This is a genomic window from Tenacibaculum sp. MEBiC06402 (assembly GCF_049239625.1).
Lineage (GTDB): Bacteria > Bacteroidota > Bacteroidia > Flavobacteriales > Flavobacteriaceae > Polaribacter.
In genome coordinates, this window is the sequence record NZ_JBMKKT010000094.1 from 139,747 (window position 1) to 162,301 (window position 22,555).

General features: G+C 30.7%; 25 protein-coding genes. 14 read left to right on the plus strand and 11 right to left on the minus strand.

The features are described 5' to 3' along the window. Window position 1 precedes the first annotated feature (1 nt). The 3 genes from ACOSP6_RS07560 to ACOSP6_RS07570 are packed head-to-tail and all read right to left on the minus strand — an operon-like array spanning window position 2 to window position 2,588. The gene (locus ACOSP6_RS07560; RefSeq protein ID WP_422093621.1) at window positions 2-394 is read right to left on the minus strand and encodes an acyl-CoA thioesterase; all 393 of its coding nucleotides are present in this window, start codon (window positions 392-394) and stop codon (window positions 2-4) included. Then, entirely contained in the window at window positions 394-573 is a 180-nt protein-coding gene (locus tag ACOSP6_RS07565; protein WP_422093620.1) for a CPXCG motif-containing cysteine-rich protein, read from the minus strand. The genes ACOSP6_RS07560 and ACOSP6_RS07565 overlap by 1 nt, the downstream gene beginning before the upstream one ends. After that, window positions 573-2,588, minus strand: a complete 2,016-nt coding sequence (locus ACOSP6_RS07570; protein ID WP_422093619.1) for a VWA domain-containing protein — start codon at window positions 2,586-2,588, stop codon at window positions 573-575. Before ACOSP6_RS07570 ends, ACOSP6_RS07565 begins: the two co-directional genes overlap by 1 nt. 124 nt (window positions 2,589-2,712) lie before the next feature. Between ACOSP6_RS07570 and ACOSP6_RS07575 the strand changes: the two genes are divergently transcribed. Then, complete coding sequence (locus ACOSP6_RS07575; RefSeq protein ID WP_422093618.1) at window positions 2,713-3,051, plus strand: hypothetical protein; 339 nt, start codon at window positions 2,713-2,715, stop codon at window positions 3,049-3,051. Here the strand turns inward: ACOSP6_RS07575 and ACOSP6_RS07580 are convergent. Continuing rightward, window positions 3,043-3,438: a group III truncated hemoglobin gene (locus ACOSP6_RS07580; RefSeq protein WP_422093617.1), complete on the minus strand. Its 396-nt coding sequence runs from the start codon at window positions 3,436-3,438 to the stop codon at window positions 3,043-3,045. The two genes, ACOSP6_RS07575 and ACOSP6_RS07580, sit on opposite strands and share 9 nt — an antisense overlap. Before the next feature lie 69 nt (window positions 3,439-3,507). On the opposite strand from ACOSP6_RS07580, the gene ACOSP6_RS07585 reads away from it, so the two are divergent. The 6 genes from ACOSP6_RS07585 to ACOSP6_RS07610 all read left to right on the plus strand — a co-directional run bounded on the left by ACOSP6_RS07585 (window position 3,508) and on the right by ACOSP6_RS07610 (window position 9,390). Then, window positions 3,508-4,104, plus strand: a complete 597-nt coding sequence (locus ACOSP6_RS07585; protein WP_422093616.1) for a Crp/Fnr family transcriptional regulator — start codon at window positions 3,508-3,510, stop codon at window positions 4,102-4,104. A 70-nt stretch (window positions 4,105-4,174) separates the two neighbouring features. Then, window positions 4,175-5,518, plus strand: coding sequence for an adenylosuccinate lyase (gene purB / locus ACOSP6_RS07590; RefSeq protein ID WP_422093615.1), 1,344 nt, complete (start codon window positions 4,175-4,177; stop codon window positions 5,516-5,518). Between the two features lies 1 nt (window position 5,519). Further along, a complete protein-coding gene (locus ACOSP6_RS07595) occupies window positions 5,520-5,942 on the plus strand; it encodes a hypothetical protein (RefSeq protein WP_422093614.1) in 423 nt (140 codons plus the stop codon). 78 nt (window positions 5,943-6,020) lie between these two features. Next, on the plus strand, window positions 6,021-6,341 hold the full coding sequence (locus ACOSP6_RS07600) for a hypothetical protein (protein WP_422093613.1): 321 nt from the start codon (window positions 6,021-6,023) through the stop codon (window positions 6,339-6,341). Window positions 6,342-6,381: 40 nt separating this feature from the next. Next, entirely contained in the window at window positions 6,382-8,781 is a 2,400-nt protein-coding gene (locus ACOSP6_RS07605) for a TonB-dependent receptor (protein WP_422093612.1), read from the plus strand. Window positions 8,782-8,811: 30 nt separating this feature from the next. Further along, the gene (locus ACOSP6_RS07610; RefSeq protein ID WP_422093611.1) at window positions 8,812-9,390 is read left to right on the plus strand and encodes a type 1 periplasmic binding fold superfamily protein; all 579 of its coding nucleotides are present in this window, start codon (window positions 8,812-8,814) and stop codon (window positions 9,388-9,390) included. A 52-nt stretch (window positions 9,391-9,442) separates the two neighbouring features. Here the strand turns inward: ACOSP6_RS07610 and ACOSP6_RS07615 are convergent, their stop codons facing one another. Next, window positions 9,443-10,741: an MFS transporter gene (locus ACOSP6_RS07615; protein ID WP_422093610.1), complete on the minus strand. Its 1,299-nt coding sequence runs from the start codon at window positions 10,739-10,741 to the stop codon at window positions 9,443-9,445. Window positions 10,742-10,799: 58 nt separating this feature from the next. Beyond that, window positions 10,800-11,630, minus strand: coding sequence for a M48 family metallopeptidase (locus ACOSP6_RS07620; RefSeq protein ID WP_422093609.1), 831 nt, complete (start codon window positions 11,628-11,630; stop codon window positions 10,800-10,802). A gap of 116 nt (window positions 11,631-11,746) precedes the next feature. Between ACOSP6_RS07620 and ACOSP6_RS07625 the strand changes: the two genes are divergently transcribed. Genes ACOSP6_RS07625 through ACOSP6_RS07635 form a run of 3 tightly spaced genes read left to right on the plus strand, consistent with a single transcriptional unit; the run spans window position 11,747 to window position 13,687 of the window. Beyond that, window positions 11,747-12,622 (plus strand): alpha/beta fold hydrolase, encoded by an 876-nt coding sequence (locus tag ACOSP6_RS07625; protein ID WP_422093608.1) that lies wholly within the window; start codon window positions 11,747-11,749, stop codon window positions 12,620-12,622. Further along, entirely contained in the window at window positions 12,619-13,101 is a 483-nt protein-coding gene (msrB, locus tag ACOSP6_RS07630) for a peptide-methionine (R)-S-oxide reductase MsrB (protein ID WP_422093607.1), read from the plus strand. The genes ACOSP6_RS07625 and msrB overlap by 4 nt, the downstream gene beginning before the upstream one ends. 34 nt (window positions 13,102-13,135) lie before the next feature. After that, window positions 13,136-13,687 (plus strand): DUF1572 family protein, encoded by a 552-nt coding sequence (locus ACOSP6_RS07635; protein ID WP_422093606.1) that lies wholly within the window; start codon window positions 13,136-13,138, stop codon window positions 13,685-13,687. Here the strand turns inward: ACOSP6_RS07635 and ACOSP6_RS07640 are convergent. Then, window positions 13,682-14,683, minus strand: a complete 1,002-nt coding sequence (locus ACOSP6_RS07640) for a LacI family DNA-binding transcriptional regulator (RefSeq protein WP_422093605.1) — start codon at window positions 14,681-14,683, stop codon at window positions 13,682-13,684. The genes ACOSP6_RS07635 and ACOSP6_RS07640 overlap by 6 nt on opposite strands. 107 nt (window positions 14,684-14,790) lie before the next feature. Between ACOSP6_RS07640 and ACOSP6_RS07645 the strand changes: the two genes are divergently transcribed. Further along, window positions 14,791-15,333 (plus strand): GNAT family N-acetyltransferase, encoded by a 543-nt coding sequence (locus ACOSP6_RS07645; RefSeq protein WP_422093604.1) that lies wholly within the window; start codon window positions 14,791-14,793, stop codon window positions 15,331-15,333. On the opposite strand, the gene ACOSP6_RS07650 is transcribed toward ACOSP6_RS07645, so the two are convergent. From ACOSP6_RS07650 to ACOSP6_RS07665, 4 genes are all read right to left on the minus strand, one after another. Then, window positions 15,330-16,085 (minus strand): LytR/AlgR family response regulator transcription factor, encoded by a 756-nt coding sequence (locus ACOSP6_RS07650; RefSeq protein WP_422093603.1) that lies wholly within the window; start codon window positions 16,083-16,085, stop codon window positions 15,330-15,332. The two genes, ACOSP6_RS07645 and ACOSP6_RS07650, sit on opposite strands and share 4 nt — an antisense overlap. After that, complete coding sequence (locus ACOSP6_RS07655) at window positions 16,085-17,113, minus strand: histidine kinase (RefSeq protein ID WP_422093602.1); 1,029 nt, start codon at window positions 17,111-17,113, stop codon at window positions 16,085-16,087. Before ACOSP6_RS07655 ends, ACOSP6_RS07650 begins: the two co-directional genes overlap by 1 nt. Then, window positions 17,110-18,111, minus strand: a complete 1,002-nt coding sequence (locus ACOSP6_RS07660) for a sensor histidine kinase (protein ID WP_422093601.1) — start codon at window positions 18,109-18,111, stop codon at window positions 17,110-17,112. Before ACOSP6_RS07660 ends, ACOSP6_RS07655 begins: the two co-directional genes overlap by 4 nt. 89 nt (window positions 18,112-18,200) lie before the next feature. Continuing rightward, on the minus strand, window positions 18,201-19,535 hold the full coding sequence (locus tag ACOSP6_RS07665; protein ID WP_422093600.1) for a hypothetical protein: 1,335 nt from the start codon (window positions 19,533-19,535) through the stop codon (window positions 18,201-18,203). A 128-nt stretch (window positions 19,536-19,663) separates the two neighbouring features. Between ACOSP6_RS07665 and ACOSP6_RS07670 the strand changes: the two genes are divergently transcribed. The 3 genes from ACOSP6_RS07670 (at window position 19,664) to folD (ending at window position 22,532) form a co-directional block, all read left to right on the plus strand. After that, a complete protein-coding gene (locus tag ACOSP6_RS07670) occupies window positions 19,664-20,209 on the plus strand; it encodes a DinB family protein (RefSeq protein ID WP_422093599.1) in 546 nt (181 codons plus the stop codon). A gap of 40 nt (window positions 20,210-20,249) precedes the next feature. Continuing rightward, complete coding sequence (gene ffh, locus ACOSP6_RS07675; RefSeq protein ID WP_422093598.1) at window positions 20,250-21,578, plus strand: signal recognition particle protein; 1,329 nt, start codon at window positions 20,250-20,252, stop codon at window positions 21,576-21,578. A 75-nt stretch (window positions 21,579-21,653) separates the two neighbouring features. Further along, on the plus strand, window positions 21,654-22,532 hold the full coding sequence (gene folD / locus ACOSP6_RS07680) for a bifunctional methylenetetrahydrofolate dehydrogenase/methenyltetrahydrofolate cyclohydrolase FolD (protein ID WP_422093597.1): 879 nt from the start codon (window positions 21,654-21,656) through the stop codon (window positions 22,530-22,532). Window positions 22,533-22,555 lie beyond the last annotated feature (23 nt).

Consider the following 22,555-nt stretch of genomic DNA (forward strand, 5'->3'; position numbering starts at 1 on the left):
TTTATTGTTTATTTAATCGATCTTTTACGTACTCTATTCTAGTTTTTCCGTGCGGTACAGTAGCTCCATTTTCATCTAAACTAACCATTACGATTTTATCAATTGTAATAATATCTTGTCTTGTTAGTTTATTTCTAACTGTACAATTTAATGTTATTGAAGTTCTTCCGAATTTCACAACATCAATTCCTATTTCAATAATATCTCCTTGTCTTGCCGAACTCACGAAATCTATTTCAGACATAAATTTTGTAACTGTTTTCGGAATTTCTAATTGAATAATTGCATACAAAGCAACTTCTTCATCAATCCACTGTAATAATCGCCCACCAAACAAGGTTCCGTTTGGATTTAAATCTTCAGGTTTTACCCATTTTCTTGTATGAAATCTCATTATTGTTCTATATTTTTTACTTGAAAACCGACTAATTCATTCTGTTCAAATACCGTAGTAATCTCCATCGGATTGCAACATATTTCACAATCTTCAATATATGTTTCTGAAATACTTCGATCTAGTAACATCGAAATCTCTTCCCAACAATAGGGACATTGAAAAAAATGTTCTACCATTATATTTTACCGTAATACTTTCTTAAAAACCATTCTATTGCTAACAACCCAACTATTAAAAATAGTAACCATTGCCATTGAATAATTCCTTCTTCTTTTTCTATTGATTTTTGAACTGTATAATAATTCTTATTTTGGATTAAATCATCTATTAATTCCTTTTGTTGATGATTGTAAAACAATTTACCTTTTGAGCTATTGGCTAATCCTTGTAACTTTTTAATATTCGCATTGGTAAATTGTTCTTCGATTTGGAAATCGGCCACTTTAAATTTACCAGTCTTTTGAACAGATTGTCCTTCAACAGAAACACGATATGAATACTCTCCAGGAGCTAAACCTTCCACCTGAACTCGATATGAATTATTAACTAATGAAAAAGGAAATACTTTTTGCTCTTTGGTTTCTTCATTAGAAATAAACATCTGAATGGAAGCTCTCGAATCAAACTTGAAGTTATTGTCTAAGTACAAAGCAGAAACATCAATAGTTTGATTTGCTAAATACAAATTATCTACTTTTACATCTAATCGGTTTCTTTTCTTGTTCGATGATAAAAATTGAACTAAGTTATTTACAAAAGCATCGAAATCTTGGAAACTAGTTTCCTTGAGATAACTCGCAGCTCTCCACTTCCAGATTCCTTCACCGAATAAAACTCCAAATTTTTGTTCACCTTTTTCAAAAGTAGCTAGAATCGGTTCATCCGTGACAAATCCTTGCAATTTTTGAAATAATAAACTCTGATGATCTTTCGCTGTAATATTTCCAAATTTATCCTTCAACGGAGGAAAATCATTAAAACCGATATCATCTTGTATGAAGGTCAAATAGTTAGTATTGTAAGTCGTTCCGTAATCTTCTGATTGATTAATATAAGACTTATCAAAACCTAGTTCTAAAGAATTTAAAAAACTCCAATCTGTTTTAGTACCTGTAATTACCAAGTAATTCGATTTTCTTTGATTGAAAAATGGTTTGAAATAAATGGAAGGTTGATATACAATAACAAATTGATAATCGTCTGGATTTCCTTTAAAAGATGTGATGTTTTCTATTACAACACTTCTTTGTTTGTTACTTTCGATTGCCTTTTTTAAAGCACCTAAATCGGGATGTAAAATTGATGTAAGAATCAATACTTTTGCTTGTTCATCAATAACTTCAACAGAAAAGTTTTTAATATTATTTCTTGTATTAGTTTCATTGGTTAATTTTCCAATACTTGCGGAATAAAAATGAACACCTTCTTTAGTAGAATTTAAATTAGCTGTTATTGTGACAGAGTTATTCTCTTTTGAAAGCTTTACAGGTTGAGAAAAAATCTTCCTTCCTCCTTTATAAATGCTATACTCAGTACTTATTGATTTATTTCCATCGTAATAGACCAAAGCTTCAACTGGAAACTTATTATTGATATAACTGTACTTATTTACATTTAACTGAGAAATTTTTACATCTTCATATTTTACGGTATCTCCTATTACAATAGGATAAACTGCTTGTTTAGAATTTACATATTCATAATCTTCACCAATCGTTTGATTTCCATCAGAAACTAAAACTACAGCTCCTAATTCATTTTTATTGAGCGAGTTTATTGATTTTACAGCGTTATAAATATTTGTATGAGAATCATTAAAAGATAAACTATCTGCAGTTTGAATGTCTTTTCCAAACTTAAAATATTGAACCTCAAATTTCTTGTTCAGATTTCTTGAACTTTTAAATTGACTTATTAATTCGGTTGTTTTTTGTTCTTCTTTAAAATATGAAGTTGATAATGAATTATCAATAAGTACCGATAATTTAGGTTTTATGTTTTCAGTTTCTTCAATTTTTATCTGAGGATTTATTAGTAACAATAATAAAAAGAAAACACTTAAAGCTCTCAAAACAAATAACAAAATGGTTTGCTTTCCTGCTTTTTGAACCTTAAAAAAGTATTGAAAATAAGCTACTGCAACTCCAATTAATAATGATACTATTATATAGATAAGTACTTCTGTCGACACATTTTTAGATTTGAAATGTGAAGATATAAATAACCTTTAAGAAACAGAAGCTTTTTAACCAATATGACCAAAATCATATTTTAAAAGAGACTTGGAATCTAACTTTGTAGTAAAATTAATAATTATGATTACCGCTAAAAATATTACCGTTACAACCACCGAGAGAAAAAACATTTCATTAATTGAAATGATAAACAATAAAATAAAAAAAGAACAAGAAAATAGTTTTGGAATCACTATGATATTTGTTATGCTTAGTACAATGATTTCTTCTTTATCAATTGGTCTAGCATTACACGATGGATTTTCATTTACAATAGTTGCTTTATCTGCAACAACCGCAATGGGAACAAATGCCGCAGCTTTTAGTCAAAGTCCATTTAAGTATGTAGTATGGTTAGGTTTAATTAGTATTATTCTGAACACCTTATTAGTGTTATTACAATTACCAAAGCTATTTTAATCTATTCTCATAAATTTTAAAGAAGAGCATGGAAGCTATATTTCGTGCTCTTTCTTTTGCTTGGTTTGCTTTATCTCCGTGAAAGTATTCATCTACGGTAGAAAACCATAACTGCAACCATCTTCCAAAATGTTCTTGTTGAATCGCATAATTAAAGTTGGTATCAACATCTTTGTGAGCTTTCATCGGATTTCCTTTAAACTTTCTCACAAAAAACAAATTTGTTTCCCAGAAGTCTGTTAGTTTTTGAATATGCTCATCCCATTCATTTTCAGGGATAGTTTTGGTAAAAAAATCACCAATAACTTCATCGATTTTTATTTTATTGTAAAAAGAATTCACTAATAAAAATACATCGTCTCTGCTTTCAATTTGTTTACGATTCATTCAAACTTAATTTTACCAGTACAAAAGTATACTTTTACCTACTAGGTTAATTATGACTAAAATCACATTATGATACCAACAGAATTACTTCTTAATTATGATGCAGAAATTAAATCATTTGATAAAGATGATATCATTTTTTCTGAAAACAGCAGTGCTAAAAACTATTATCAAGTGAAAAGTGGTATTGTAAAAATGAATAACTATAATGATGATGGAAAGGAATTTATTCAAGGTATTTTTTACAAAGAACAAAGTTTTGGAGAACCACCACTTTTTATTGATATAAATTATCCCGCGAATGCCGTTGCTATAGAAAGTTCAGAACTATATGTTTTGCCTAAGGAAAGATTTTTCACTCTATTAAAAAATCACTCAGATATTCATTTGAACATTACAAAGAATTTAGCAAAACGTTTATACTACAAAGCTATTATTGCATCTGAAATATCGAGTCAAGAACCTAGTCATAGAATACTAAGATTCTTTGATTATTTAAAACATGATGTTCATAAATTGGACGGTAAATTCAGCTTAAAAATCGAACATACACGACAGCAAATCTCAGATTTATTAGGTTTACGAGTTGAAACAGTTATCAGAGCAATTAAACAACTTGAAAAGCAAGGAGAAGTGAAAATTGAGAAACGTAAAGTATATCGATAAATTCATTTAAAATTAGTAAGATAAACTCTAAGTATTTGCTATTTTTGCGGTTTCAACACAACAACAACAAATGAGTTTAACAACATTAAACGCCATCTCTCCTATTGATGGTAGATACAGAAATAAGGTAGATCAATTAACAAACTATTTTTCGGAAGAAGCTTTAATTAAATACAGAGTTAAAGTAGAAATTGAATACTTTATTGCGTTATGCGAAATTCCATTACCTCAATTAAAAGAGGTGAATTCGGAACTTTTTCCTGAATTAAGAAAAATTTACAGTGAATTCTCAACGGAAGATGCTTTAAAAATCAAAGAGATTGAAAGTGTAACGAATCACGATGTAAAAGCAGTTGAATATTTCATCAAAGAGAAATTTGACGCTTTAAATTTATCGTCATATAAAGAATTTATCCATTTCGGATTAACTTCTCAAGATATAAATAATACTGCAATTCCTTTATCTATTAAAGATGCAATTGATGAAGTATATTTTCCAACATTAGACTCTTTGACAGCTAAATTAGCAGAACTATGTGAAGAATGGGAAAACGTTCCAATGTTGGCTCGTACGCATGGACAACCAGCTTCTCCTACTCGATTAGGAAAAGAGCTTTTTGTTTTTGTTGAGCGTATTAATCAACAAGTATTGTTTTTACAACATATTCCAAACGCTGCTAAATTTGGTGGTGCAACAGGAAATTATAATGCTCACAAAGTTGCTTATCCAGATATCGATTGGAAATCTTTCGGAACTTCTTTTGTTGAAGAGCGTTTAGATTTACACCATTCTTTCCCTACAACTCAAATTGAGCATTACGATCACATGGCAAGTTTATTCGACGCTATGAAGCGTATCAATACCATTTTGATTGATTTAGACAGAGATATTTGGACGTATGTTTCTATGGATTATTTCAAACAAAAAATTAAAAAAGGAGAAGTTGGTTCATCAGCAATGCCACATAAAGTTAATCCTATTGATTTTGAAAATTCTGAAGGAAACTTAGGAATTGCAAATGCTATTCTAGAACATTTAGCAGCTAAACTTCCAGTATCAAGATTACAAAGAGATTTAACAGACAGCACCGTTTTAAGAAACGTTGGAGTTCCTTTTGGACATACAATTATTGCTTTTAAAGCAACATTAAAAGGTTTAAATAAACTTCTTTTAAACAAAGAAAAGTTTGAACAAGACCTAGAAAATAATTGGGCTGTAGCTGCGGAAGCTATTCAAACAATATTAAGACGTGAGGCATATCCTAATCCATATGAAGCGTTAAAAGGATTAACACGTACCAATGAAAAGATTACTCAAAAATCTATTGCCGATTTTATTGATACTTTAGAAGTTTCTGATGCTATCAAAAATGAGTTAAAACAAATAACACCTTCAAATTATACAGGTATTTAATATGAGATTAAGTTTCCTTTTTTATATAGTATTTATATCATTCGTTTCTTGCAAAGTTGATACTTCAGGAAATCCAGAACGTTTTAAATTTGGAACATTTGAAATTCCTGCTGGAGATAATTACAGCAAAACTACTATTGTTAGAAAAGATAGTTTACAAATAGAATATTATACAAAAAAGGTAACTATTTCAACTGACAGCTCTGTTATTGAAAAAGAAATTGAAAAAGTGGATACTCTTTTTATAAAATGGAAGAATAACTTTGCTTATCAATTAAAAATGAAAAGTCCGAAAACGGATTTAGACAAAGAGATTATTTTTGTACAAATCACAAAAGTAAAAGACTCTTCATATGATTATACTTCTAGAATAGGTTATTCAAAATTCAAACCTAAAGGAACAGTTTATATCAGTAAGGATTAATTTTAAGCTTTAAATAGTTAAAAAAAGGTTTAAAGCTTGGTATAATAGAAAAAAACTCCTTAATTTGGCGATTGAATTATGCAACTCATTCGCAAATACATATCATTAACACTGCTAATCATCATATTAGCTCCTTCTGTGATTCAATTTTCTCATATAATTGCGGAGGAACATCATGATGTTGAAGTGTGCCTATCTCAAGATGAGCATCATTACCATGATCATGAAGTTGAATGTGAACTTTGTAAATTCAATTTAAACGATTTTTCAGATATCGAAATTGCAGCTTTACCTATAATTACGATAACCGAAATAGCTTCTACTGAAAATTTTTATTACTCTTTTAAGAGTGAAATAACAACTTCTTTTTTTTTAAGAGGTCCGCCTAGCTTAACTTAATTATTTTTGAAAAAATAAATTAGTTAAACTAAAAATCATAATGAAATCAAAGGATCTCTTATTGATTTTATTACTGAACTTTTTTACAAGTATAGTAATAGGTCAAAATTGTACATATACTTTTTCTGGAATAGTAGAGGATTCACACGACAAATCAATTATTGTCGGTGCAACCGTGTATATTAAAAATCAAAATAAGTATACAGCTACTGATGTAAATGGAAAGTTTACAATAACCAATGTTTGTTTAGGCAAATTAATTATCGAAGTATCACATTTAGCATGTAATACTAAATCATTTGAACTAGACTTTACCACAGATACTTATAAAGTAATTGATTTAGAACACCATATAGAAGAACTTGAAGAGATTAATGTGAATGCACAACTCGCAAAAAAAACTAAAACTTCGCAAGAAACACTAATAAAAGCTAAGACATTAGATAATTTTAGCGACGCTAACTTAGGTGATGCTTTAAAAGAAGTTTCTGGTGTATCTTCGATTAATACTGGTAACTCAATTGTAAAACCTGTTATTAATGGTTTACATAGTAGTCGAGTACTTACCTCAGTTAATGGAGTTCGTTTACAAGATCAAGATTGGGGAATTGAACATGCACCAAATGTTGATATCAATGCTGCGAGCAGCATATCTGTTATTAAAGGAGCAAATGCTCTGGAATATGGAGGAGATGCAATTGGAGGTGTAATTGTAATGAATCCTTCTAAATTTGTCAGAAAAGACACGCTACATGGTAAAACAATTTTATCTCAACAAAATAACGGTAGATTGTTCTCCTTCAATACTAGTTTGAGTAAAACAACTAGTAAAGGTTGGTTTGTAAACGGAAATGCCTCGTTTAAAAGAGCAGGTGATTTTAATGCTCCAGATTACAACCTTACGAATACCGGAGTTAAATCTTATGGTATTTCACTAGCTGGGGGATACAAAGAAACAAATAGAGGTTTTGATGTTTATTACAGCTATTTATCTAATGAGATTGGGATTTTAAGGGCTTCTCATATTGGAACTACTAGTGATTTAGTAAACGCAATAAACAGTGGAGAACCTCTTGTGATAAATGACTTCAGTTATACCATTAACAATCCAAAACAAGATGTTACACATCAATTAGTAAAAGCAAAAATGTACAAACGCCTAGAAGGTCTAGGTAAGTTATCTATTCAATATGATTTTCAGAATAACGAAAGATTAGAGTTTGATATAAGAAGAGGCGGTAGAAGTGCTAAAGCAGCAACTGACCTTACTTTAAAAACTCATACGGTTTCAGCAGACATGAAATTTGATTCAGATCCTCATAGGATTTACAAAATTGGGATTTCTGGTGGATACCAAAACAATTTTTCTAACCCTGAAACAGGAGTTCGTAGAATTATACCAGACTATGACAAATTCAATGCAGGAATTTATGCAATTTCTGAATTTAGTTTTAATGGTTTTCTTTTGTCAGCTGGTATACGATACGATTATAACCATATTAACGCAAAAAAGTTTTACTTAAAATCTAGATGGAACTCATTAAACTATGACCAAGATTTTAGTAACATTATCATTGAAGATTTTGGAACACAATATTTAGTTAATCCTAAATTTAATTTTCATAATGTATCAGCCTCAACTGGTTTATTATATCAATTAAATCCAAAAAATTCATTTATATTTAACTATGGTTTATCCAATAGAGCTCCAAATCCATCAGAGCTATTTAGTGATGGATTACATCATTCTGCAGCAAGAATAGAGTTAGGGAATTTGCGTATCCAACCAGAAACATCCCATAGGTTTTCTGGAACTTATAAATTTGAAAGTTCAAAAATAAATCTATCTGTAGAGGCGTTCTTTAATAGAATCAATGATTTTATTTATTTGGAGCCTGCAGGTACAGAAACCACTATAAGGGGTACTTTTGTTGTTTGGGATTATAAGCAAGTAAATGCAAATCTCTTAGGTATAGATACTAACATTACTTACAATATTAATGAAAACTTAATCATATCAAATAAATCTTCATTATTAAAGGGGCAGGATGTCGACAATTCAAGGGCTTTAATCGATATTCCTTCTTTTAAAACTGTAAGTTCTTTACTCTATAAAAAAGACGATTGGAATAACTTTTTTGCTTCCGTTGAAAGTGTGTTCAACGCGAGGCAAAATGAATATCCTGACAACAACTTTACAACATTCGTTGCTACCACTGGTACTAATGAATTAGTAGATATAAGTACCCCACCTAGTGGTTATCATCTTTTGAATTTTTCATCTGGTTTTGACTTTAAATTATCTGAAACCAACATTGCACTACAATTTTCTGTAAACAATTTATTAGATACCTCCTACAGAGATTATCTAAACAGACTACGTTTTTTTGCAGACGATTTAGGTAGAAATTTTAGAATTCAATTAAAAATAAATTATTAACCATTAAACACTTAAATTAAATATTAAATTATGAAAACAATTAAATTATTAGCAATCGCGTGTATTTCTGCTATTACTTTCGCTTCTTGTTCTGATGATAATCCAACTCCTACAAATGAAGAAGAAGTAATTACAACTATGAGAATAACTTTAACACCTGTTGGTGGAGGAAGTGATATTGTTTTAGAAAGTCAAGATTTAGATGGTGACGGACCAAATGCTCCTGTAGTTACTGGAGGTACACTATCAGCTAATACAACTTATAATGCAACAATAGTTTTATTAAATGAAACTGAGGATCCAGCAGAAAACATTACAACTGAAGTAGCAGAAGAAGCAGATGAGCACCAATTCTTTTACTCTGCAAGTGGAATTAATCCAACTTTTACATACACTGGATCAAATGATTCAAATGGAAATCCTGTAGGAATTACGTTTTCATTAGCTTCAGGTTCAGCTGGAACTGGAACTATTACAGTAACATTACGTCACGAGCCTAATAAAGATGCTTCGGGTGTTAGCGATGGGAATATTGCAAACGCAGGAGGAGAAACTGATATTGAAGTTACTTTCGATATTACAATTCAAGGTACAGTAATTGCTGTTTAAGAATTAATCAAACCCTGTACTAAAAAGAGCTTTTTAATTAAAGCTCTTTTTTTTATGATACATATTTAGTTTTCTTTAATCGATTTAAAACAAGTAAAGACGCTAGGAAGAATATTGCCAAAGACAATACACTCCATTGCATTGAATTCGTAATTGCATTTAATAAACCATAAACTAAAGTTCCTGTTACAATTGCAATCTTTTCAGTTACATCATAAAAACTGAAATAAGTGGCATTATCGTCTGTTTCAGGTAGTAATTTGGAATATGTAGAACGTGTTAATGATTGAACTGCTCCTAAAACAAACCCAAGTAAACCTCCTAAACTATAAAAGTAATAACCAACATTTGGAATACCTTTATGCAACATGAAAGCACAAAAGCAAACAAGCATCCAAACAATAATTGTAACGCGCAATGCATAAAAGTTACCTTTCCTTTCAGATAATTTTGAGAAAAAATTTGCTCCAAAAATTGCCACTATTTGAATTAATAAAATAGTTACAATCATGTCTGTACTGGCTAACTCTAATTCAGTAGAACCAAAAAAAGCAGCCATAATAATAATAGTCTGAACACCAACACTGCATAAGAAAAAGGCCACTAAAAATCCTTTTAAAGTATCGTACTGCTGAATCTCCTTATAAACATTTCTCAACTCTTGAAATCCTTTCCATAGATAATTCTTCTCTAATTTATTTTTAACCTTCCTTTTAGGAAGTTTATTCAATGTTACCTGTGCAAAACCAACCCACCAAACACCAACAAGAATGAACGAAATTCTTGATGCTAATCCAGAAGATTCTATTCCAAACATTTCAGGTTTCATAATAAGTGCCAAACACATAATTAATAGTATGATAGATCCTATATAACCATATATAAATCCTTTTGCACTTGCACTATCCTGTTGTTCTGGTAATGCTACTTCTGGTAAATAAGCGTTATAAAACACAATACTCGACCAAAAACCGATACTCGCTAATATGGAAGCTACGATTCCTATCCATGTCGTTTCACAATCTTTAAAAAAGAATAAACTCATCACAGCTAAACTCCCAAACGTGCAGAAGAATCGTAAAAACTTCTTTTTGCTTCCTGTATAATCTGCTATACCCGATAGAACTGGAGACATAAATGCTACAATCAAAAACGAGAATGACATTGCATAACTGTATAAACTTTCAGGATGTTCCCAATCGATTCCTAAAAAATGAACTACTTTATCTTTAGTTACTTCACCATAATAAATAGGAAAAATTGCTGTACTTATTACTAATGAATATACTGAATTGGCCCAATCGTAGAAGGCCCAACTATTTATTAATTTTTTATCTCCAATTTTATACATACCTCTAAAATAAAAAAACCGTTCTAAAAAGAACGGTTTTAATAATATTTATAGTTTTTTATTTTCTTGGTGGAGCAGTTTGTTTATTAAACTTTGCAGCCAACCTTTTTGCTTCAGGTAAATAGTTTCTTAAATCAACAATTCGTGTTTGATTATGCGGGTGTGTACTTAAAAACTCTGGTGGTGCTTGTCTTCCACTCTTTTTGGCATTCTCACTCATACGTACCCAAACATTAACTGCTTCTTCTCCTTTGTAGCCAGCCATAATCATAAATACCAATCCTAACTTATCTGCTTCAGTTTCATGAGTTCTACTAAATTTTAACATTCCTAAAGTTGAACCAACTCCGTAAGCCATATTCCAAAGCTGTGCATTTTTATTATTGCTAGTTCCTACCGCTACTGCTACTCCTCCTAACTGTTGAATTTGAGCCGATGACATACGTTCCTGACCATGTTTTGCAAAAGCATGTGCAACTTCATGTCCCATTACAGCAGCAACTCCGTTTGTATTAGCACATATTGGCATTATTCCTGTATAAAAAACAACTTTCCCACCAGGCATACACCAAGCGTTAATTGTTGGGTCATTAATTAAATTAAACTCCCATTTATAAGAATCTGCTTCGGCCTGCATATTATTAGCTCGCATAAATCTATCTACAGCTGCAGCAATATTTTTACCAATTGTTTTTAATTCTCTAGCCTGCGAAGTATTTGAAATAATTTTACTTTTATTCTCCTCTAAAAAACCATTATACTGCTGAAAACTCATTGGTAAAATTTGTGAATCGCTAACAAAGTTTAAACGTTTTCTTCCAGTAATTGGTACGGTACTACATTCAACTAAAAAAATGGTGATAAATAAAAGGGCTACAATTTTTCTCATTATATTTTGTTTTGGTTCTTCATTTTTTAAGACTCATTTTCTGCGAAAAAGTCACTTTTAGAATACTTTTTTAAAAATACAAATTCTATCTTTACAATGAAAATTTATCATCTTTTATGATTCAAGCTTCAAGAGACAAGTTAATTCCTGCTAGTATTTCAATCCCGAAACCAGTAAAGATTGTTGCTAAATCTATTCAATTTTTTTCGAAAAGAATGGCTACTAGATTTTCTTCTAAGTTATTTTCTACACCAGTTAAATTTGCTACGCCCGAACGCGAAAAAATGATGTGGAAAAGTGCTCAAAAAAGCAAATTAAACATTGAAAAATTAGACTGTGAGATTGAACTATTACGGTATGGATTTTCGCAAAAGAAAGTATTGTTAGTTCATGGTTGGTCAGGAAGAAGTACACAATTATTTATGATTGCGGATAAGTTATTAGAAAACGGTTACATGACTATTTCTTTTGATGCACCAGCACATGGAAACTCTGAGGGAAAAACTTCATCTATGCCTGAATTTGTAGAAGCGATTCATAAAATAAATGAAGAGTTTGGTCCTTTTGATGCTGCTGTTGGTCATTCTTTAGGTGGTATGAGTTTATATACAGCAATTGCACAGGGATTGGATATTAATTCAGTAGTTAGCATTGGTTCTGGCGATACTATTTCAGCTATCATTCAAAACTTCATTAAAAATTTAGAGTTAAAACCTAAAATTGCCTCAAAACTAAAAAAGCGTTTCGATAAAAAACATCAAACGGATATTGATAGTTATTCGAGTTCCAAACAAGCTAAGGAAGTAAATACTCCTGCATTAGTAATTCATGATTCATTTGATGGTGACGTTCCTGTAAGTTGTGCTTATAGCATACGTCAAAACTTAAAAAATGGTTCTATTTTAATTACAAACGGATTGGGACATACCAAAATTTTACGTGATAAAAATACTACCAATAGAGTTGTTTCATTTATTAAACGTCATTCATGAAAAATTTAGTTTTATACGTATCAATTATAGCGTTATTCATAAGCTGTCAAACAACAGCTCAGAATAAAAAATCTCAAAAAAAATATAAAGTTGAGAAATCTGCGGAAGAGTGGAAAAAGGCATTAACACCGATGCAATATTATGTTTTAAGAGAGGCAGGAACGGAGCGTCCAAACTCAAGTGAATATACCTACCTAAAAGATAAAGGAACTTTTGTTTGTGCAGCTTGTAAAACTCCCCTTTATAAATCAGAACGTAAATTTAATTCAGGGACAGGTTGGCCATCTTTTGATAAAGCAATAGAAAAAAACATTGAAACAGATACTGATTATAAAATTGGTTATGCTCGGACAGAATTAAAGTGTAATACTTGTGGTGGTCATTTGGGGCATCGATTTAATGATGGACCTAGAGAAACTACAGGAATTAGAGATTGTATTAATGGCGTAGCGTTAGAATTTATTCCAAGTAAAAAATAATGTATCTTAGAGTTGAACTTTTCAACTCTTTTTTATGTCTTCATATCTTAATAGTGCTAAAAAACAATTCGAATATTACAAAAGCTTAGGCGATAAAACTTTCCTCCAACTTTCTAATGAGCATTTTTTTTGGCATCCGAATGAAGAGAATAATTCGATAGCCGTAATTGTAAAACACATGGGTGGCAATATGCTGTCGAGATGGACAAACTTTTTAACGGAGGATGGGGAAAAAGAATGGCGAAATCGAGATCAGGAATTTATGAATTCCTTTGAAACAAAAGAAGATGTTATTGCATACTGGGAAGAAGGCTGGCATTGTTTATTCAAAGCAATTGAACCACTGAGAGATTCCGATGTTGAGCAAATTATTTACATACGAAATCATGGACACACGATTACAGAGGCTATTAATCGGCAATTATGTCATTATGCTTATCATGTTGGACAAATCGTGTTTCTAGCTAAAATAATGCTTGATAATAAATGGCAATCTCTTTCCATCCCAAAAGGAAAATCAAAAGATTACAATCAAGAAAAGTTCTCTCAAGAAAAATCAAGAAAACATTTTACAGACGATTTATGACTTTTTAAGTGTGGTTTCTCGTTCTCTAAGTGTTGAATCTACAATAATTTGTTCGATATCTTTCGTAGGCCTTTTTAATCTTTCTAACAGTAATTTAGCAGAAGTTCTTCCTACTTTTTTACCGTGTTGATCTACCGTTGTTAAACTAGGACTTAAATGTTCTGATAACGTTTTACCTGCATAACCTATTAAGAATAACTTTCCATTGTCTAATAAATTATTTTTCTTTCCCGCCCTAAAAGACGCCAATGAAGCTTGCTCATCTAAGGCTATAATAGCATCAATATCTCCTTCTTTTAATAATTTATTTAATTTAACTTCAATAAAATCCTCTGGACCTTCAACTAATATTGGATCATGTTTATCTTTAATACTATCGATATAACCTTTTGTTCTTTGCTTACCAACACTCAACTTGCTAATAGTAGAAGCTAATACAATTTTGTTTCTTCCTTTAAACTTTAAATCTCTAACAGCTTTTAAAATAGCATCATAATCATCCACAAAAACTTTATCACACGTAATCGATTTTTCAACTCTATCAAACATTAACACATGAATATCATCTGGGATATCGTGTAAATGAGAAAAATCTTGTAGAACCTGAGTTTCTTCAGCAATTGAAATAATAATCCCATCAACCATTCCATTCGTTAAAGCTTCAATGGAGTTCACTTCCTTTTCATGAGATTCGTTTGTAATAGAGATAACTATATTGTAATTTGTGTTAGCTACAACAGACTCGATACCTCTTAATGCTCTAGCCAAAAAGAAATTATTAATACTAGGTAAAATTACACCAATAGTATTCGTTTTCCCTGATTTTAAATTTAAAGCTGCCCTATTTGGTTTGTAGTTATGAAGTTTTGCAGCCTCCTCTACTTTTCGTTTTGTAGATTCGCTTATTTCGTGACTATCGTTTAAAGCTTTTGATACCGTAGATACAGAAACCTTTAATAGCTTTGCCAGTTCTTTTAGCGTAATACTTTTTTTCATGTAATCAGAAAATTTATCTAAATGGTCTAGCTGTAAATTTATCAATTTAAAATTAGTATAGAAACATTGCAGCGTTTAGTTTTGTCTTTTTTTTTATTATTTTTTCAATGAATGATTATATTTTTTCTTCAGAAAGGTTAGGGTTTAGAAATTGGACTGTGGAAGATACCGATAAACTATTTGAATTAAATTCAAATGAAGAAGTGATGCGTTATTTTCCTACTACGCAAACAAAGAAGCAATGCAAGGATTTTATTGAGCGCATGAAAAATCAGTTTGATAAAAACAATTACTGTTACTTTGCTGTTGAATTAAAAGAAACAAAAGATTTCATTGGATTTATTGGTATATGTGAGCAAACCTATGAAGCAGATTTTAATCCGTCTGTAGATATTGGTTGGAGAATTCTACCAAAATACTGGGGAAAAGGTTATGCCACTGAAGGCACTAAAAGGTGTTTAGAATTTGGATTCATTGATATAAAACTCGATGAAATAGTTTCTGTTGCGCCATCAAAAAATATTGCTTCTATTACCGTTATGAAAAAAATTGGAATGCAAAAAGTACAAACCTTTAATCATCCATTACTAAACGAATTTCCTGAACTCGAGGAATGTGTTTTATATAAGTTAAAAAATCCGAAACGTTAATTACCTTCAAACCAATTTTTAAAAGCAGATACTTTTTCTCGGCTCACAATAATGTCCTTATCAACAGTTATTGTAGACGATATTTTTAAACGACTATTGGAATAGACGACCACATCTTTTATTGCATTGATGTTTATTATAAAACTTCTATTCACTCTGTAAAATACAGAAGGAACTAAAAGTTTGATTAAATCCTCCAATTTAAAATCTACAATGAATTTTTTCCCTTCATTCGTAATTAATTGTACCGTTCTTCCTTCAGCGTAAAATAAGGCAATATCGTTTGTTTTTATAGAATGAATATGATTTCCTAATCGAACTAAAAAACGGTCCTTGGCTTTTCTTTGAACTAACTCCTCTCCTACTTTTGTTAATACTTCATTTGATTTAAACAACTTTTGCATTGACTCAAACTTCGATATTGCATTAGAAATATCTGTAAACGTGATTGGTTTTAAAATGTAATCAATACTGTTTACTTTAAAAGCATCTATAGCAAATTCGTCGAAAGCAGTTATAAAAATAATTGGTTTGTTAATAGTTACTTGTTTAAAAATCTCAAAACTTAAACCATCCGTTAATTGAATATCCATAAATACCAAATCAAAATTTTGGTTATTAGTAAAATAATTTACCGAATCATGAATGCTATCTAGTTTTTCAACAACTTCAATTTTATTGCTGTATTTCATTAAATAACGCTCTAACTTCTCTACTGCTAAAACTTCATCTTCAACAATAACTACTTTCATTATTTTGATTCTTTTGTGGTTAGTTTTGGAATTTTAATTGTTCGTGTACTATCTGTCGTTATTACTTCAATTTTAGTACTGCTATAAATCCCATAAATTCTTTGAATTTCTTTAAAACTGTCTATGGAAAAAACGGTTGTAATTTTATCATTGGTTTGATAGCAAATAGTAAAAGACTTTTTCTCTTCTTCAATTAAAATTGTCAGTTCTACTTTTGATGAAATAATCGTAGTTCTAATAATTTGTTCAACTATGAATAGTAATACCCTTGGAACAATTAAAAAAGGTTCATTTAATTTATTTAGAAGTGACACATTACGATACGGCAAATAATTAAACAATTCTATTAAAGCTTCTGTATTACTGAGCTCTTCTTCCCATAAAACCAATTGCTTTTGCTTACTAGACAATATATAACGATAAATTGTTGCCAAATAGTCAATAAAATCGTCGGCCTTGTCCTTATCTTGTTGAATTAATACCAATAAATTCTCAAGGCTTTCAAATAACAAATTCGGATTAATTCCCTGTTTGAATTCATTAAAATCCTGTTCAAGATGACTCAAATAATCTTGCTCTTCCTTTAATTTTTCATTATTAATTTTATACAAATACTGATGACTAATAAACAATAAAATGTAAATAATATTAATGGCACAAAAAATACTGTTAAACAGCCATAATTCTTCCGAGTTTGGAGAAAAACCAAGTATTTGTTTATAATAAATAGTGATTATCGAAGTAACTAAAACGACACATAGTATCATTGAAATTACAACCTGTAAAAAAAGAGAAAGCAGACTGTTTGAAAATAACGAAACTCTTTTTACCAATAATAAAAGTGCTCTGGAGAATTCCTGTATGATGTAGGACATTCCGATACACACGTACAACTCTTCTCCCAGAAATTCGTTTTGTAATTGCGCCACATTGTTGTTCACTAATAATATTAACAAGTAAACAATGATTCCACTAAAAACAGGACTCAGCAATCGAAATAGCGGTTTGTGTATGAACAGTCTTTTCATCGAATAATAGGTAGTTTAACAAGAAAATTCTGTCCGTTGGTAATTACTATTCCCTTTCCTTTTAAAAGTAAATAGCGTCTGTTTATGTTCTTCAATCCGATTTTAGTTGAGGAAACCTTTGTTTGAGACTTGGTTACATTATTCTTAACTAAAATATATTCTTTATCATTAGTAATTTCAATTTTCAAAGGGTTCTCGATACTTAGGACATTGTGCTTGACAGCATTCTCAACAAGCATTTGCAATGCTAAAGGTGGAATTTTTGTAGGAGTTACATCTAAATCAATAGTAATTTCGCAACTATACTTTTCTCCGTATCTATTTGAAATTAAATAATTATACGATTTTACCAGTTCTAATTCTGCAGAAACTGTTGTCAATTTTTCCGAATAACTGTTCAATACATGGTCGTACATTTGAGCTAACTTCCTTATAAATATTGATGCTTTTCTCTCATCTTTATGAATTAATGATGACACTGTATTTAATCCGTTAAATAGAAAATGTGGACTAATTTGAGATTTTAAAGCATTCAACTGATGTTCGATTTGATTACGTTCTAACTTTACAGTTTCTATTTGTAAAATAGCATAAGAATAATACGAATACAAGACAAAATAAACTACCTGAAACACAATAGAAATTAAGAATAATAATATCCCAAGTTTCAGCACTGATAATTTATACGTTGGATAGAAATCGATGTCAGTTAATAATCTACTTCTTAAGTATAACGCAATATAGATTGCCCCAAACGAAACAATAAAATGAGATAAAACACCTGCTAGAAGACGAGCACCTTCGTGATTTTTCCAAGTCAATTTTGCATCTAAAAATCTTGACAAAAAATAATTTACATAAGAGATAGCTGACCCAAGTGAAATAAAAAGAACAACAAACAAGGATGTAACTTCGTTTTGCTCACTAATTAACATGTAATATCCAACGAGAAACCCGAGAATAACGCCAATACTCGTTATGAGAATGTGTTTTTTCATGTTAATGTAGAGTTTGGTTAGTTGATTTTTAATTTTTGAAACTAAGGTAATTAATATCGATTAGAAATATAATTACCTTAGTTAAGGTATTAGTAAATAGCTTTCATAGCTCTTCCGAAATAAGTATCAGAGTTAATTGATTTTGCTCTTTTCATATAGGCATCTTTTACTCGTTGAGATGAATTCTTTACGCTTGGTGCGAAGGCAATCAGTGCACTCGATAAATAGTTACCTGAATTAATATTTTCTAAAGAGTTTAATACTTTTATCAACTGATCTTCTGTTAATTTTTTTCTTGCCAATTTTTTATACAATGAAGAAGCATAGTAATCAGAACCTACATTTTTATTAATCAAATCTAATAATTGACTTAATGAGGCATTATCTAAGTCCTTTTTTAATAAATCCTCTATAATACTTGAAGAATAATAATCAGAACCGACATCATCTATTGATGAAATAAATGTATTATAATTTTTACTCGATAGGTTCTTATTTTTCAAGGCTTTTTTCAATACTTGACTTTTGTAGTAATCAGAACCAATGCTATTTGAGAGATTCATTATTTTTTCCATGTTAGCTTTATTCAACTCTCTATCGTTCAATATATTTATTAAAATTTGAGATAAATAGTAATCTGAGTCAATATTTTTGGAAATAAGAAGTAACTCTCCCAATTGATTATCGTTAATATCATCACTTTTGATTGCTTTATTCAAAACCTGAGATTGATAATAATCCGATCCTATATTCTTCGTAGCATTAATGTAAGCTGATAATGTTTGAGAATTTCCTAAAAAAGCTTTTTGGTTCTTTTGAAGTATTTGCGCCAAGTAATAATCTGAATCAATTTTTTCTCCAGCAACATTAACAACTTTAGTTAGTTCTGCATTACTCAAATTGTAGCCCATTAAATAAGAAAAATAAGCTGATTTTACATAATCACTATCCATTTGACGAATCTCAGTTAAAACTGAATTCACACCTCCTTTTTTGTAAAAGCGTTTTACTCTAGATTCAGCACCAATCGTTGTATTTCTAATTATTTCTGGTAAAATTTCAGCAAGCCATTCTTTTCCTTCAGGTTCATAATTTTTTTCTGTCCAACCTAAAAAATATCTCTTCTTTAAAGTTCCACTTTCCGCTTCGATGACTATTCTTCGTTTCTTACCAAAACTTGATTTTTTTATATCTATAAATCCACCTCTAGAAATAGACACAATATCTTTATCATCATCTGACAAAACAATATCACCCTCATATTCAATTTTAAAATCTCCCTTTCCTTTTATATCTATGGAAAAATTCCCTACTCTCTTAGAGTTATTGCTGTAAACAACAGTTTGCTGTGCATAAATATTAGTAGTTAGCAATAAGCTAAAAACTGCTATTAATAGTCTAAAAATATATGTTTTTGCTTTCATCAGTACTCGTTTTAGTTTTAAATACATTTCAAATGTAGGTAGGCTTCTCAACCAAAAAAAATGAAATGTAGTCAACTGTAATTTTTATGTAGTCAATTGTAATACTTTCTAAATTTTATATCTTTAAAATGAAATATACTGAAGATATGGAGAAACAAGAGATCAATAATTTACTAGAAGCGAAACATCAAGAATTATTCAATTGGTTAGGAAAACAAGAACAAAATTATTGGGAAAAAGGACCAGAAGATAAATGGACTGCAGGGCAACACGTTCAACATTTAGTTGATTCGATTAAAAAATTAAATCATGCATTAAGTTTTCCATCGTTTCTATTAAAATACAAATTTGGAAAATCTAATAGAGCAGTAAGGTCTTATAAGGAAGTGGTAAAAAAATATCAGGACAAATTGATAGAAAATAAAGAAAGAGCCAAAAAGTACAATTCAAATGTCTTAACTCCCTCTGAAAAAAAATTCAAGCATTTAGTGAGAACACTCAATATCCAGAATAAAAAATTGCAATACAAAACTAATATCATGAGTGATAAGAAGTTGGATAACTTTATTCTACCACATCCTTTAATGGGAAAAATGCCGCTTAGAGAAATTATTATGTGGACCGCCTATCATACTGAACATCACACGAAAGATTTAATTGAAAACTACTCCTGAAATAACTATATTTGTGCCTCTAAAAATGTAGCAGACACCAATGTTTAATAATTTAAGTGAAAAATTAGATCAGGCGTTACATACGCTGAAAGGACACGGAAAGATTAATGAAGTTAACGTTGCTGAAACGTTAAAAGAAGTTCGTAGAGCCTTATTAGATGCCGATGTTAACTTTAAAATAGCGAAACAATTTACCAACACTGTTAAGGATAAAGCTATGGGGCAAAACGTATTAACTACGTTAAACCCAGGACAATTAATGGTAAAAATTGTAAAGGATGAATTAACGGAGTTAATGGGAGGTGATACTGTAGGAATCAATTTAGGTGGTTCTCCAACAGTTATCTTAATGTCTGGATTACAAGGTTCGGGTAAAACTACTTTCTCAGGTAAGCTTGCTAATTACCTTAAAACTAAGAAAACTAAGCAGGTTTTATTAGTTGGTTGTGATGTGTACCGTCCGGCCGCTATTAATCAGTTACAAGTTGTAGGTGAACAAATTGGTGTTGAAGTTTATGCTGAAGTAGGAAACCAAAATCCTGTTGAAATTTCTCAAAATGCAATCAAGCATGCAAAAGCAAACGGAAAGAATGTGGTAATTATTGATACCGCTGGTCGTTTAGCTGTGGATGAAGAAATGATGACGGAGATTTCGAATATTCATAAAGCTGTTACTCCTAATGAAACATTATTCGTTGTAGACTCTATGACGGGGCAAGATGCTGTTAACACAGCTAAAGCCTTTAATGATGTTTTAAATTTTGATGGTGTTGTTCTTACAAAATTAGATGGTGATACTCGTGGTGGCGCTGCTTTATCTATCAAATCTGTTGTAGACAAACCAATCAAGTTTATTGGTACTGGTGAGAAAATGGATGCAATTGATGTTTTCCACCCAGATCGTATGGCTGATCGTATTCTTGGAATGGGAGACGTTGTATCGTTAGTAGAACGTGCCCAAGAACAATACGATGAAGCTGAGGCGAGAAAACTTCAGAAGAAGATTGCTAAAAACCAATTTGGGTTTGATGATTTCTTAAATCAAATTCAGCAAATAAAGAAAATGGGAAGCATGAAAGACTTAGTTGGAATGATTCCTGGTGCTGGAAAGGCTTTAAAAGGTATGGATATAGATGATGATGCATTCAAAGGAATTGAGGCAATTATACATTCTATGACTCCTGATGAAAGAAGTAAACCTTCTATGATTAATGCAAGTAGAAAGAAAAGAATTGCTAAAGGATCTGGAACTTCGGTACAAGAAGTTAACCAGTTAATGAAGCAGTTTGATCAGATGAGCAAAATGATGAAAATGATGCAAGGTGGTGGCGGAAAACGCATGATGCAAATGATGCGAGGTATGAGATAATAAAATGTAAAAAAGAGAAGTGTGCGCTTCTCTTTTTTATTTTGATATACATAAACAACACACTAACACACACAAATGATTTTATTAGACGGAAAGAAGACCTCTGCCGACATCAAAGAAGAGATTGCCTTAGAAGTTGGAGAATTAAAAAGGAGAGAGAAGAAAGTTCCTCATTTAGCTGCAATTATTGTTGGAAATGACGGAGCTAGTTTAACCTATGTAAATGCAAAAGTAAAAGCTTGTGAACGCGTAGGATTTGAGTCTACTTTAATTCAACTACCTGAAGAGACAACAGAAGCTGAATTATTAAACGAAATTGAAATTTTAAATGTTGATAATGACATTGACGGTTTTATAGTACAATTGCCATTGCCTAAACATATTGACGAACAAAAGGTATTATTAGCTGTAGATCCAATAAAAGATGTTGATGGTTTTCATCCTGAAAATGTTGGTAGAATGGCTTTAAACTTGCCAACATTTATTTCTGCAACACCATTTGGTATTTTAGAGCTATTAGATCGTTATAATGTTGAAACCTCAGGAAAGAATGTAGTTGTTATCGGTCGTAGTCATATTGTTGGAAGTCCGATGAGTATTTTACTTTCACAGAAGAGAAAGGTTGGAAACGCCACAGTAACTTTAGCTCACAGTAGAACTCAAAATTTAGAAGAGATTACTAAAAAAGCCGATATTATCGTAGCTGCTATTGGAATTCCTGAGTTTTTGAAAGCAGATATGGTTAAAAAAGGAGTTGTGGTTATCGATGTAGGAATTACAAGAGTTGCTGATCCAACAAAAAAGAATGGATTTAGATTAGTCGGTGATGTTGCTTTTGATGAAGTTGCTGAGAAATCATCATTCATTACTCCTGTTCCTGGAGGAGTTGGACCAATGACAATTGCCATGTTATTGAAAAATACATTAATTGCAAATAAGCGTAGAAATTCTTAAAAAAGAAATTTAAAACATAAAAA